This is a genomic window from Mesorhizobium loti, from assembly GCA_014189435.1.
Taxonomy (GTDB): Bacteria; Pseudomonadota; Alphaproteobacteria; order Rhizobiales; family Rhizobiaceae; genus Mesorhizobium; species Mesorhizobium loti_G.
This window is the reverse complement of record CP050295.1, coordinates 258,330-272,605: the sequence shown is the minus strand read 5'-3', so window position 1 is coordinate 272,605 and position 14,276 is coordinate 258,330. Positions and strand designations below refer to the sequence as shown.

The following is a 14,276-nucleotide window of genomic DNA, read 5'->3' as shown; positions in this document are numbered from 1 at the left end:
GGTTTTGAGGTGAGGTGCGAACGGACGGTCGTTGACACAGTCGCGCGACAGCGGGGTCAGATTGCCTTCAACAAGGCGAGCCAAACGCATGCCGTACCCGCAGCAAGGATCGGGATCGCGGCTTCGGGCATCTCGACAGCTATCTGGCTGATGGAGGCGGTTCCAATTTCAGAAACCTATGCTGCTGAAGAACTAAGCGGCGACCATTCCGAGAATTTTCTTTCAAATTCTGGCCGCAAAGTTCTATCGTAAATGAAAATAGGGGATGGGGCATGGAAACGAATTCGGACACTGGCGACGCAGCCGGTATATCAGCCGCGCCCGTAATAGAAGTAGTGGCTGACATCGCCGCCAGCTTTACATATGCATCCTTCCAAAATGCCATTCCGGTGATCCGGTCTATCTCGCTCAACAACCCAACGCAGCAGGGCTTCGAAAAATGTACTCTCGAGCTGATATCGAACCCACCTTTTTTGCGCGCCAAGAGCTGGACAATTGATCGAATCGTTGCTGGCGACCGGCTTCCCTTAAGCGACCGAAAAATCGATCTCGACGCCAGCTATCTGGCCGGTCTCAACGAGGCTGAGCGCGGGGAGATAACGCTGCGGCTCACCTCAGCAGGCGCGGTGCTGGCCGAGCAGCGCGTTGCGGTGCGCCTGCTAGCTCGCGACGAATGGGGTGGCGTCATCGATATGGCGCAACTGCTGCCTGCATTCGTCATGCCGAACGACCCCGCGATCGCAGGACTGCTGCGTTCCGCAGCGGAGCGGCTCGCAGCGCATGGTCATGCCTCCAGCCTCGATGGCTATCAAAGCAGCAATCCGCAACGCGCATTCATGCTGGCGGCCGCAATCTATTCGGCCATTGCCGGTCTATCGCTGCACTATGCTGAGCCACCTGCAAGCTTCGAAAGCCGAGGCCAAAAAATCCGACGTCCCTCAACAATTGCCGCGGAGAGGCTGGCAACCTGTCTCGATGCCAGTCTGTTGTTCGCATCCGCCCTGGAAGCGACGGGCCTGCACCCAGTCGTGCTTATGTTCCAGGGCCACGCTGCCGTCGGCGTCTGGATGACACAAAAGACGCTCGCCAACGCCATCGAAGCCGATGCCATGGAGATCCGCAAGGCGCTGGCATCGCGCGAACTGATCGTGTTCGAGACGACCGGCGTGACGCATCGGCCGGCGATGACGCTGGAGGCTGCGCAACGAGCAATCGAACAGCGGCTCGACGAAACGCAGGTGGGCACCTTTGTCGCCGCCATCGATATCCGCCGCTCGCGTAGCGGCGGCATTACACCGCTTGCCTCGCACGAACCGATGCGTCGCAGCGTGGATACCGAAGTGGCAACCGAAATTGCGCTGCCGCTGCCAGCGGCACCGGCCGTGACAGCCCTGCCTGCCGACATCGTCGAGGTGAAGCCGACGACAGCTGCCGGGCGGATCGACCGCTGGCAGAAAAAGCTTCTCGATTTGACACTGCGGAACCGCCTGCTCAATTTTCCGGACTCCAAGAAGACAATTCCATTTCTTTGCACTGACGTCGGCTATCTAGAGGATCGCCTGATGGCAGGCGCTTCGATCAGGCTCATATCACTGCCCGAACAGAATCCATTGGGCGAGCGTGATGCTGCTCTCTATCGCGAAGTCCATGGACGTGACCTGCAGCGCGGTTTTGCAGCAGAAGCGCTCCTGCGCGACGAGCTCCCCTCGACGCTCGATGGACGCCAATTGGAATCCCGCCTGATCGATCTTTACCGCCAAGTTCGCAACGACTTTGCCGAGGGCGGCGCTAATACGCTTTTCCTGGCGGTCGGCTTTCTGCGCTGGAAGAAAAAGCCGGAGGACGAGCGCAGCTATCGCGCGCCATTGTTGCTCGTACCGGTCAAAATCGAGCGCCGCAGCGCAACATCGCGTTTTACCTTGCGCTTTCATGAAGATGAGCCGCGGTTCAACGCAACCTTGTTGCAGTTTCTTGAGCGCGACTTCGAGCTCAAACTGCCACAGTTCTCCGGTGAGCTCCCCGAAGACGAAAGCGGCGTTGATGTGCCGCGTCTGCTAGGTCTTATGCGTCAGGCAGTGCGCGACGTCCCCGGCATGGAGGTGGTGGACGAGACGGCGCTCTCCACCTTTTCCTTCGCCAAGTTTCTTATGTGGAAAGATCTGGTCGAGCGTACCGATGCTCTGCGCGAAAACCGCGTCGTACGCCACCTGATCGATACGCCGGAGATAGCGTTCGAGGGCAGTGGCGCATCATTCCGGGACGAGCGCGAACTCGACCGGCACTATGCACCGTCCGATATCGTTTCGCTGCTGCCGGCCGACTCTTCACAGACCGCGGCAAGCCTTGCCGCCGCTGAGGGCCGCGACTTTGTCATCATCGGTCCTCCCGGCACTGGCAAGAGCCAGACCATCGCCAACATGATTGCCAACTGTCTTTCAGTTGGCAAAACCGTGCTGTTTGTGGCCGAAAAGACGGCAGCACTTGATGTGGTGTATCGCCGCCTGCGCGAACATGGCCTGGGCGCGCACTGCCTCGAACTCCATTCCAGCAAGGCGGACCGACGCAACTTTCTCAACCAGCTCAGGATCAGCTGGGAAAGCGGCGTGCGCGTGGAAGCAGCGGAATGGATTGCGATCAACGAGCGGCTTCGCGTCCGTCGCGACGAACTGAATGCCTATGTCGAAGCGCTGCATCGGCGCCATGTCAATGGTCTCACGCCCTATCTGGCGCTTGGCATCGCTCTCAAGAACAAGCAACAGCACGCTCCGCGATTATCGTGGCCATCGCGCGATGGCCATGACGAGGCAAGCCGGCTGGCGCTGGAGCATATTGCCACCGAAACAGGTCTCGCATTTCAGTCAGTGGAGATGCGACCGGTCTTGCGTCTCATAGATGTCACCGAGTGGACTTCAGGCTGGCAGGACAATTTGCTCGAAGGGGCAAAGACCCTCAAGAGTGCGTCCGAGGTTCTAGCGACCGCACTCGACGCCTTCCTCGTGAGTATCGGCCTGCGCGCCACAGGCGATGCGTCAAAAGCGGAGCTCGAAGCGCTGCGAAAACTGGCAGCGGCACTCCAGGACAGTGCCGGCTATGACGTCAGCATTGTCTTTGATCGAGATTTTGCCCAGTTGCGGGGAGCCCTTGCCACTCTCAATGATGCAATCGGAGACTATCGCAAGTCTCGCAAGGACCTGTCGGCAAGCTATGACGAGGCAGCCGTTGCGCGGATACGAATGGAGGACATAGAGCAGCAATGGCAACAGGCCGCTTCTGCGTTCTGGCCAAACAGTCAGTTGGGCAAACGCAAAGTCCAGAAGCTGCTTCAAGGCTATGTCACAGAGGGCGTGGCCGATCCTCAGCGGGACTTGCCACTGTTGCGCGTGATGCAGGACCGCCGCGCCACTGTCGAAGCCAACATCCTATCTGGCAAGCCGGTCGGATTTGCTGCACTTGATACCGACACCCATGGTATCGATCAGATACTCTCGATGGCCGAAAGGCTTCGACAGACGCTACGCCTGCCTGGCCTCGGCAGGGAGGATCTCAGAGCGCTCCTCCAGGCAACCGCCCCGAGCCTGCGAAGCGGTGAGGCAGATAGCACGATGCGCCACGGGGCAGCCCGCTTCCTTGCGGCTTCTACAGCATTCGAGGCTGCGAGGGCCCAATTTGCGATCGCTGCTGGAAAGACGCCTTCGTGGGCAGGACATGATAACCCGCTGACCGAATTGACGACGGCGATGGGAGACTTGCTCGATGTCCGTCATCTTCTGAGGGACTGGACTTCGTGGTGCGGCATTCGTCGCAGAGCTGTCAGCCAGAATCTGGGAGCGTTGGTCGACGATATCGAGGCGGGTCTAGTGCGACCAACCGAAGCTCAATCCGCGTTCCGCCTGGCTTATGTACGCTGGTGGCTGCCGGCCACGCTCGATGCCGATCCAGTGCTGCGAGATTTCCGTCGCTTCCAGCACGAGCACGCCATCGAAGATTTCCGGGAGATCGACGATCTGGTCCGCGCTCAAGCGAGCCTTCGCGTCATCAGTGCCATCGCTCATGGTTTGCCGGCTGTGCAAAGCGTCCCGCGCAATTCCGAGTTGGGCCTGTTGCGCCATCAGATGGAATTGCAGCGGCCCAGCAGGTCAATCCGCGAGATGATCGGCGCCATGCCGTCGAGCTTTGCCAAGCTCGCGCCCTGCATGCTGATGTCGCCTCTTTCCATCGCTCAATACCTACCTCCCGACCAGGCGCTGTTCGACGTGGTGATTTTCGACGAAGCATCGCAGATCACCACTTGGGACGCCGTCGGTGCTATCGCGCGAGCCCATCAAACCATAATCGTGGGCGATCCCAAGCAGTTGCCGCCCACCAATTTCTTTGGCCGCAACGAGGAGGACGAGGAAGTCGTCGAGCACGAAAAGGATCTTGAGAGCATTCTCGACGAAGCCAAAGCAGCCGGCATCCCCGTGCGTGACCTGCGCTGGCATTATCGCAGCCGCAATGAGTCGCTGATCGCCTTTTCCAACCATCACTACTATCAGAATCGGCTCATCACCTTCCCTTCCCCAACGGTGGAAGATCGGGCGGTGCAGCTGCGAAAAATCACGACCGGCATCTACGACCGCGGAAAAAGTCGCACCAACCGCATCGAAGCCCAAGCGGTCACCGACGAGGCGGTCAGCAGGATGCGGCGTTGGCTGGCCCTTCCAGAAAAGGACCGACCCACGCTCGGAGTCATCACCTTCAACGCGCAACAGCAGTCGCTCATCCTCGATTTCTTCGACAAGGCGCGACAGATGGAGCCGGCTCTTGAATGGTTCTTTGCCGACGATCGTATTGAACCCGCTATCGTCAAGAATCTGGAAAATGTCCAGGGTGACGAGCGCGACATCATCCTGTTTTCGATCACTTTCTCTCAAGATAACGCCGGCAAGCGCTCCATGGATTTCGGCGCGCTAAATCGGGATGGCGGCGAACGCCGGCTGAACGTCGCGGTGACGCGTGCGCGGCAGGAACTGATAGTATTTTCAGGTTTTACCGCCGACCAGATCGACCCCAACCGGACCAAGGCAATCGGTGTACAGCATCTTAAAGCCTTCCTTGATTTTGCCGAACGCGGTGCTGTGGCATTGCCAGCGCAGGAACGCGGATCGGTCGGGGCCTTGGAATCCCCTTTCGAGGAAGCTGTAGCCGCCGAGCTTGAGAAGCGCGGATGGACCATCGTTCCGCAAGTCGGCATTTCTGGCTTTCGAGTGGATATAGGGATTCGGCATCCCGATCTCGCCGGCGCCTATCTGGCGGGGGTCGAGTGTGACGGCGCGACCTATCACAGTTCTGCCACGGCGCGAGATCGAGACAAGGTCCGCGAGCAGGTCCTACGGGGCCTCGGGTGGAACATCGTCCGGGTATGGTCAACCGATTGGTGGTTTGATCTCGAAGGTTGCGCCGAGAGGCTTCATGCCAGCCTCGCCGCACTGCTCGAGGAAAGCCGTCGCAAGCAAGCTGAACAACGGGAAAGTGAAGCGACGATCCAATGGGACATGGGACATAAGGTCGACCCCATAGACCCATTGCCAGCCGAAGAGTTTGCATCGATCGGCGAACCTGAAAACTTGTCGCTAATATCAGAGCCAGAACTTGTCGCCGCTCCCGTCGGGACTTTAGAGCACCCATCGGCATCTGGAGCAATTTTGCCCGCTGCCGCGAATTCGACGCATGATTCCGGACCGACAGGCGGCCGTTATCGCCTCACTGACCTATCAGCATTCGCCACCAGCCCGGATCATTTTTACGAGTTCGCCTACCGAGGCACTTTGCGTACCATGGTCGACGCGGTGATCGAACAGGAAGGCCCGCTGCGAGAAGACGTCCTTGCGCAGCGCATCGCACGGGCGCATGGCTGGCTCAGAACGGGCAACAAGATCCGGGAGCGGATCGACCTGCATCTGCGCGATTTCGATAGAACTGATGAGTCCAGCGGCAGCTTCCTATGGAAGAAGGGGACGGTGGTCGATCTGCTTGATTATCGCATGCCGTTTGACGCCCTTGCCCGCCGGTCCATTGCCGACATTCCAATCGCCGAGCTAGCCGCTGTCGTCGTCGCGAACAAAGACGTTCTGGAACAGTCGGATCCCGCTCTCGACCTTGCACGTATGCTCGGCGTCGAGCGACTTGCGGCGATATCACGCTCCCGGCTGGATGAGGCCATCGATCGCGCCCGGCGCTACCTGGCATCGACATAGTCTCGGAGACTCCATGTTTCGTTTCATCCACAGCTCCGATCTTCATATCGGCAAGCGGTTCGGCAACATGCCGGAGGATCTGCGCGGGCGGCTCCGTGAAGCGCGCCATGGCGCGATCAGCCGGCTGGCAGAACAGGCACGGGTCAATGGTGCATCCACAATATTTCTGGCCGGCGATACGTTCGACACCGAAACGCCTTCACCCGCGATGTTGCGGCAGGCCCTTGCCGAGATGAGCCAGAGCGCGCCCTTGCGCTGGATATTGCTCCCAGGCAACCACGATTCACTGTTAGCTGATCAATTGTGGAGCGCGGCGGGTAGCGTTGTCCCAGACAATGTCATGCTGGCGATACGGCCCGAGATCCTGACCATTGCTGCGGACGTGGCGCTGCTGCCCGCACCGTGCACGACCCGCAGACCCGGTCGCGACCTTACCGAGTGGATGAACAGCGCCGCGACGCCGCAAGGCGCCATCCGGCTCGGCCTTGCTCATGGCGCCATTCAGAACTTTTCCGAAGATTCAGCAGCGTCCGATGTCATTGCACCAGATCGCGCGACCAAGGCCGGCCTCGATTATCTGGCACTTGGCGACTGGCACGGGCCTGTCACCATCAATGAGCGCAGCCGCTACAGCGGTGCGCCCGAACCTGACCGTTTCAAGCATGATACACCCGGTCAGGCCCTTGTCGTTTCCATTGCCGGGCCTGGCGCCCTGCCCGAGATCGTGGCCGTCCAAACAGCCAGCTTTTCCTGGAAAACCGCTCCACTGCATTTGCTGTCTGGCGATGACAGCGCGGCGGCATTTGAAGCGTTGCTACCACCGGCAGACTTGCGGCGTCAGACCTTGCTGCGAATTGTCGCGTCTGGCCGGGTACGGGTAAGCAGACGAACCGCCCTCGAAGCGGCGGTCGCGGCAGCCGCGCCCGACTACGCCTACCTGGAGCTGCAACGGGACGGGCTCGCGACCAACTGCGAAAGCGGCGATTTGGATCGGATCGATCGCTCTGGTGCCCTTCGCGAGGCAGCGCAGGCACTGTTGGATGAAAGCACCGACGAAAGGCGGTCGACAGTCGAACGCGACATATCGCGAGAAGCACTGGTTCGGCTGTTCAGCTATTGCGAGGCGATGGGATCATGAAACTTACAGCCCTTCGGCTCCACAACGTCAAACGGTTCGCAGGGCAAGGCGTCGCCATCGAGAACATAGGCGACGGCGTCAACGTGCTTTGCGCAGTCAATGAATTCGGCAAATCAACCTTCTTCGAAGCCCTCCATGCACTCTTTTTCCAGCCCCATACGGGAACGCCCGAAGGCGTGCGACTGTTACGACCTTATAGTGGGGGTAATCCGGTGGTGGAGGCCGACATCACCACTTCAGAAGGACGCTATCGGCTTACCAAGCAGTTTTATGGAGGCAAGCTGGCCAGCGTTATCGACCTCGATCGGGGGCGACTGTTGGCTCAAGCGGACGAGGCAGAAGGGTTTATCGGCAAACTAATCCATGGCGGAACCGCGGGGCCGGCAGGATTGCTCTGGGTTCGCCAAGGGGTCACCGGCATCGAAAAGCGCAGCAAAAGCGAGGAGGATGGCGAAAAACGCGTGCGCGAAAGCCTACTGTCCTCGGTTCAGGGGGAAGTTGAAGCCCTGACCGGCGGGCGACGCATGGCCGAAATCGTCGCCGCATGTGAAGAAGAACTCTATAGCCTGGTTACGTCAACGCTGCGTCCCAAGAGCGGCGGTCTCTATGCGGCGGCGCTCGATGAGCGTGACAAACTGCTGAAAGAAGAGCTGCGCCTCAGCGCCGAAGTTGCCGGTCTGCGCGATGCGCTCGACAAGCGGCGTATGGCGTTGGCGCGTCTGTCCGAGCTTGAAAAGCCCGAAGAAGGCGCTATCCGGCGGGAGGGTATTTCGGCCGCCGAAGCCGCGGTCGAGGCCGCAAAATCGCACACCGAAGCCCTGAAAGCTGCTGAAGCGGAAGCTGCTCTGGCGGCAATTCACCACGACGCAGCGAAGCAGGCCCTCGATAGTTTTCGGACCGCGCTCAAACGAGCCGCGGATTTGCGCGAGCAGTCGACGATTGCGCAGCTTCGCCGCAGTGAGGTTCTCGATCGGCGCGCTTCTGCCATAGCCGAAAACGAACAAGCGATGGCCGAAGTTCAAGTAGCCGAACAGGAAGAGCGCGAAGCTCGCGAACTGCTCGCGCGGCTGGATGCGACCCTCTTGGCGCGCGACGCAGCCGAACAACTGGCCAGCCTACACAACCGGTTGAAACAAGCCGAAGTCGCCAGAACCCAGATCGAAGATGGAGAGGCGGCGCTAGCTATGCTGGCAGTGCCGGAACAGGCTGTCGAGCAACTCCAAGCGCTCGAAATCGACCTTGCCAGCCTTCGTGCAGCCCAACTGGGAACCCTTCCGACGCTACGCATGGAATACCGGGACGGCGCCGCCGATTTGGTGACCATCGATGCCAAGCCTTTGGCCCATGCAGAAGATCAAACCTTTGCTGGCACCGTGCGCATAGATATTGCCGGCATCGGAGCCTTGACCCTGCGCTCAAATCGGCCGCTGCAAGCCAACCGGAGCATCGAAGAAGCCGAAGCGAAGCGCCACAGCCTGCTTGCGGCCCTTGGTGTCGACAGCCTCATGACGGCACGCCAGCGCCTGGTTGAAGCGCGCGACAAGGCCGCCGAACTGGGCTTGGCGTGCCAGCGGCTTGGCGATCTCGCGCCCAAAGGAATACAGCAATTGCACGAGGAGCTTGCCCGACTGAGTGCCCTCGCGGCCGGGGAACTCGAACTCAAAGTCGATTCGCAACAGATCCGGCAACATCATGCAGCAGCTCAGCAGCGTGTGGCGACAACACGCAACAACGTGCGCGAGGCCCTGCCCCTGCGCAGCCATGCCGACGAGGCTGTCATGGCCGCGGAGACTGCTTACGTGACCATCCAGGCGGAACTGACCAGCCTCGAGGTCATATTGGGACCTGAAGCAGCGCGCGAGGAAAAGGAGGGCTTGCTCCTTACCGAGGCCACCGCACGACAAACTCTGCGCGAAGCTGCCGAAATGCGCGCTGCTCCCCTGCGCGACGGCGCTCACGATCTCATCAGCGCCGAAGCCGTTCTGCGCCGTGCCCGCTCGGTCCAGGATGCCGCCACGCAGGAAGCAGGTCAGTTGCGTGTAACTCTTGCCGATCTCAATGGCCATATTCGCACCCGGTGCGACGACGCGGTGGAAGAAGCTTGGCGCGAGGCCAGGGAAAAATTGGAAGTCGCTGAAGAGCGAGTGGGACGCTTCGAAATCGAAAAGGCCGTCCTCGACCGGCTGCGCACAACGCTGGTCGCTGCGCGCTCGGCGGCACGCGATCTATATCTCAAGCCGGTCATGTCCGAGCTGCGGCCGCTGCTCAGACTGCTATTCGACGACATCTCCATTGTGTTCGATGAGAATACACTGTTGCCGCAGACCGTTCGTCGCAATGGTCAGGACGAGGATGTCGAGAGGTTGAGTGGCGGCATGCGAGAACAGCTTTCGGTTCTGACCCGGTTGGCCTTCGCCCGTCTGCTCGCCCACGACGGGCGACCCACACCGGTTATCCTCGATGACGCGTTGGTCTATTCCGATGACGATCGCATTGAGCGCATGTTCGACGCTTTGCATCGTCAATCACGCGATCAGCAGATTCTCGTCTTCTCCTGCCGCCAACGCGCGTTCGCAAAACTCGGCGGAAACATTTTGCAGATGAGCGACTGGCAACCGAGTCGGTCCTAAGCGGAGATCGCGCAGCCTCACAGCTAGGGCGACGGCAGCTCGTATCGTGTTACGATGGCATTGCCGTTTTCGATCTCGATTTCGATAACCTCATTAATCAGGAATTCCTCTGGGCCAAAATCTTCGAGGAGAGCATCGAAGAGCTCTCTCTGCTTTTCAGGCCCGACCTGAGGGACGACGATGATCAGGCCGGCGTGAACCGGTTCTTTGGCATAGAGCTTCCTGAAGTCCTTGGCATTGTTGGTGACGAAGGTGAAATCCCCCTCGATAATGAGGGGCATGAGGTCCCAGTCGGTTTCGCCGCTTAGCCCAAGCCAGTTGACGTGGTTTGCTTCATGTCCGCGTTCTTGGGCTACCGCAACCAGAGACGTGTGGAGGCACTCATCGATCAGAAACCTCACGAGGTCACACGCGTCTCGACCTGGCCGACGGACGTGGGTCGCCCTTCAAGACCACGCGCTTCGACGACTTTATTTTCACGCCCTTCTCGAACAGCTTCTTGGGGCGCCCACGAACCGGGTGCGCGGCGACCCACATCCTGGCGAGCTCTATCACGCGCGGCGTGAGCTTTGGATATCCCTCCAGAACCTCCGCTTCATCTGCGCCTTGCGCTAGCATCGTCGTGATCATACGAACAGGGATGCGGGTTCCTTTGAACACAGGCTCTCCGCCCATCACCCCTTTAACGCGACCGATGGCAGCCTCCGCCTCATCGAGATCGACAATGCGCGCTTTCAGTTGTTTACGCGCCTCAGCGACGTCGACGATCAGCAGGTCGTCGGCCCTTACGGTCTTGGCCTTTGGGGCAGCTTTGATTTCCTCGAACAGGCGGTGGCGACGATCAGCGGGCAATGTCGCACCCACGCCATACCAAAGCTTGAGCCGCAGCAAATCCTCGCCGGTCAACGCCCGTCGGACGACCCCACCGACGCGCCGAGCAGTGCTCGGCACAGTATCGACAATGCGTTTGTCGATCGCATTGTGCACGGCCTTGATGCCGATCCCGCTGACAGCGGCTGCCTCTGCGGGGGTATAGATGCGAGCAAGTGCGCCCATTATTCTTCTCCTTGCAAAGAATAATATAGGCCGTTTGAGTTCCTTCGTAAAGGCACGCGTCTCTGGAATCCCGGCGGTTAGCAAAGGCGGTGGTGAGGGATCGCACCCTTCATACCCTGTGCGAAGGGTACTGCGGCTTCGGAGATATCACTGAGATCTCGGGCGGCGCAGAAATTGTCAAGCGGCTGCCCCGCGCCATGCCGAAGCCGAAGCCTGCCCCGGCATATGATCGAGAATGATCGGCGGGACGGTCGCCTCATGGAACTGCGGCCCGCCGATCCCGGAGGATTGCATTGGGCTTCAGTGCTTCCGATCTACGCGGTGCAACGCAGCGATGGCGAACTGGGCCCGGCTGCGCGACACTTGCTTGAAGGGCTGAAGACTGCCATGTCGGAAAACGGCACGTGATCGTTTGAATTTGCCCCGATGGGGTCGTGTCGCGAGACCAACAACATAGTTCAAGTTAAAGCGACATCGCCCGGGGTGAGAACTGTAGACGGGTGGTGGCTATTGCATCTCCTGCAGCCTCGCCGTTATGAAGTCTATGAAAGTGCGGACCTTGGCGGAAAGGTATTTTCGGCTCGGATATACGGCATGTAGCGTGTTGGTGAACCCGAGCGCGTCTGGAAGCACCATCTCCAGCCGGCCTGCTTCGATATCCGGCTCAACCATCCATTTCGGTAGAAAAACAAGGCCCATGCCCCGCAGCGCTGCAAGCTGCAAAATCGTCTCGTTCTCGCTCAGCATCACGCGACGGAATGTGACCCTGTGCCGTCCATCCGGACCTTCCAGCGACAGGCTGTCGCCGAGGTTGATCCCGCTGAACCAAAGCAGCGCGTGGCCATTGAGATCGGTGATACGTTGGGGTCGCCCTGTTCGCTCCAGATATTCCGGCGATGCCATGAGACGAAACTCGATCTGGGTCAGCGGACGGGCAACAAGGCCCGGATCGAGCCGCTCGCGCGACGTTGCCCGCAGAGCCAGGTCGAAACCTTCGTCCACCAGATTGACGATACGCCCGCTTAGATCCACATCCAGGCAGACGTCGGGATAGCGCTGATTGTAGGCGGCCAGTATGTCTACAAAGCAGGTGCTGGCTGCCCAAACCGGCGCACTCAGTTTCAGGGTCCCACGGGGTGCCACGGTGACGTTGCCGACAGCCGCTTCCACCTCGTCAAGCCCTTCAAGCATCTGTTTGGTTTGATTGAAATAAAGCGCACCAGACTCTGTGAGGCTGACTCTTCGGCTCGTCCGGTTGAGCAACCGGGTGCCCAGGCGGTTCTCCAACTGCATTACGTGTTTGCTGGCCATTGCCGGCGAAATGCCGAGGCGATCTGCGGCAGCGGTGAAGCTTTTTAGGTCGGCGACGGTGCAAAACACCCGCAGGCTCGTCAACGTATCCATTTATCATCAACATCCAGGAAATGGTTCTTCAATATCAGCCAGATTGATCATTGAAGGAGAAAAAATCAAATTCTTCCGCAACGGACGCCCTTGGAAGGCAAGCTTTTCAAACGGCGCCCCAGCCGCGGATTTTGCGGTCACCTCATGAAGGACAAACCTGGTGACAGATTCCTTGCTCCCGACCTACTTCATCAGTCATGGCGGCGGACCCTGGCCCTATATTACGGGCGAGTTCCGCCGCAATTTCGACGTGCTTGAGAAGTCGCTGGTGGACATGCGCGCCGAACTCGGCAGCGCGCCGAAGGCGGTCCTCGTGATCTCGGGCCACTGGGAAGAGACTGGTTTTGCCATCTCGTCAGGTGTCAAGCCGGGCATGGTCTATGACTATCACGGCTTTCCGGAATACCTCTATAGCATCGCCTACAATGCGCCCGGCTCGCCGGAGCTTGCGAACCGTGTTCAGCGGCGACTCCTCGCAAGCGGCATCGAAGCGGCACTTGATCCAACACGCGGTTACGATCACGGCACCTTCAGCATCATGAAGCCTCTCTATCCGGACGAGGACATTCCTTTGGTCCAGCTTTCGCTGGATATGGGTTACGATCCGGCGCTGCATATCAAGGTCGGCCGAGCTCTCGCGCCTCTGCGCGCCGAGGGCGTTCTGATCATCGGCAGCGGCCTCAGCTATCACAACCTGTCTGCCATGCGCGGCACGGACGGATACGAGCCGTCCCGTCGCTTTGACGCCTGGCTCCAGGAAACTCTGATGCATTGTCCTTCCGAGAAGCGAACCGAACGGCTCATCGAATGGGAACGGGCGCCAGCCGCCCGCGCGGCGCACCCCCGTGAAGATCACCTCATCCCGCTGATGGTGGTGGTCGGTGCCGCCGAAGACGAACCGGGTGCCACGATCTATCACCAGAAGGACTTCGCGGGCGGGCTCACCGCATCGAGTTTCCGCTTCGGTCTCGCCCCTTCAGCCGCCCAAGCAAATGGAGATGCGCCATGATCAGCGAAACGTTCAAACCGATCGTCTATCTCAAGGAGAACTGCCCCTTCTGCTTGAAAGTTCGCCTGTTTCTTCTGGAATCAGGCCTGGCTTCGGAAGTTGAAAGCCGCGACTTCGTTTCCGGCACCGCGGGGGAGCAAGAAATCCGGACAGAGCTGCTGCCGCACCTCGATGAGGTGAGCTTTCCGTGCGCGCAGCTTGAGCCCGGTCGTTACGTCACTGAATCCGACGACATTGTTGCATTCTTCGCGGCAAAGGCGGGCCGCGATCCGGCCAGGCTGCCGGTCTACCGGAACTATGTCGATGGCGTCTTTGCCATGTCGATGAAGCTCTGGAAGGAAAACCAGGAACTGAAGAAGGCGGTTTCCGCCGCCTGACCACCCATCAACCAAATTGGAGATGTCATGCTTGATACCGTCAAATGGACGCCGCGCGTTCTTGCGATCCTTCGCATCATGACCGCACTTCTGTTCCTCGAACACGCGACCATGAAATTCCTGCAGTTCCCGGCCGCGATTCCGGGTGTGTCCTATCCGCTGCCCGCCATCATGATCGTTGCCGGCACAATCGAGGTGATCACCGCGCTGTTGATGTTCGTCGGATTTTACACGCGCCTCGCCGCCTTCATTGCTTCGGGTGAGATGGCAGCCGCCTATTTCATGGCACACGCGTCGCAGGGTTTCTGGCCGGCTCTGAATTTCGGCGAACCCGCGATCCTGTTCTGCTTCATCTTCCTTTATCTCGCCCTCGCAGGCGGTGGGGCATGGGCCCTCGAGAACGCTCGCCGCCCGGCCATGGCGTAA

Annotated in this window: 9 protein-coding genes; 6 read left to right on the top strand and 3 right to left on the bottom strand. The window is 59.7% G+C overall.

Annotation, left to right across the window (positions count from 1 at the left end; translation table 11 throughout):
• Positions 1-272 precede the first annotated feature (272 nt).
• Genes HB777_38230 through HB777_38220 form a run of 3 tightly spaced genes read left to right on the top strand, consistent with a single transcriptional unit; the run spans position 273 to position 10,004 of the window.
• A complete protein-coding gene (locus HB777_38230; GenBank protein ID QND69487.1) occupies positions 273-6,236 on the top strand; it encodes a DUF3320 domain-containing protein in 5,964 nt (1,987 codons plus the stop codon).
• Positions 6,237-6,249: 13 nt separating this feature from the next.
• Positions 6,250-7,374 carry a DNA repair exonuclease gene (locus HB777_38225; GenBank protein QND69486.1) on the top strand — a complete coding sequence of 375 codons (1,125 nt, stop codon included), beginning with the start codon at positions 6,250-6,252 and terminating at the stop codon, positions 7,372-7,374.
• A complete protein-coding gene (locus HB777_38220; protein QND69485.1) occupies positions 7,371-10,004 on the top strand; it encodes a DNA-binding protein in 2,634 nt (877 codons plus the stop codon). The genes HB777_38225 and HB777_38220 overlap by 4 nt, the downstream gene beginning before the upstream one ends.
• A gap of 23 nt (positions 10,005-10,027) precedes the next feature.
• Here the strand turns inward: HB777_38220 and HB777_38215 are convergent, their stop codons facing one another.
• The 3 genes from HB777_38215 to HB777_38205 all read right to left on the bottom strand — a co-directional run bounded on the left by HB777_38215 (position 10,028) and on the right by HB777_38205 (position 12,464).
• Positions 10,028-10,405, bottom strand: a complete 378-nt coding sequence (locus HB777_38215; GenBank protein ID QND69484.1) for a DUF5615 family PIN-like protein — start codon at positions 10,403-10,405, stop codon at positions 10,028-10,030.
• Positions 10,406-10,409: 4 nt separating this feature from the next.
• A complete protein-coding gene (locus HB777_38210; GenBank protein QND69483.1) occupies positions 10,410-11,060 on the bottom strand; it encodes a DUF433 domain-containing protein in 651 nt (216 codons plus the stop codon).
• Between the two features lie 507 nt (positions 11,061-11,567).
• Positions 11,568-12,464: a LysR family transcriptional regulator gene (locus tag HB777_38205; protein QND69482.1), complete on the bottom strand. Its 897-nt coding sequence runs from the start codon at positions 12,462-12,464 to the stop codon at positions 11,568-11,570.
• A 160-nt stretch (positions 12,465-12,624) separates the two neighbouring features.
• Here HB777_38205 and HB777_38200 point away from each other — a divergent pair, with 160 nt between their 5' ends.
• From HB777_38200 to HB777_38190, 3 genes are read left to right on the top strand one after another with little or no spacing between them, the layout of a single operon-like run.
• Complete coding sequence (locus HB777_38200; protein QND69481.1) at positions 12,625-13,473, top strand: dioxygenase; 849 nt, start codon at positions 12,625-12,627, stop codon at positions 13,471-13,473.
• Positions 13,470-13,850, top strand: coding sequence for a glutathione S-transferase domain-containing protein (locus HB777_38195; protein QND69480.1), 381 nt, complete (start codon positions 13,470-13,472; stop codon positions 13,848-13,850). Before HB777_38200 ends, HB777_38195 begins: the two co-directional genes overlap by 4 nt.
• A gap of 27 nt (positions 13,851-13,877) precedes the next feature.
• Complete coding sequence (locus HB777_38190) at positions 13,878-14,276, top strand: DoxX family protein (protein ID QND69479.1); 399 nt, start codon at positions 13,878-13,880, stop codon at positions 14,274-14,276.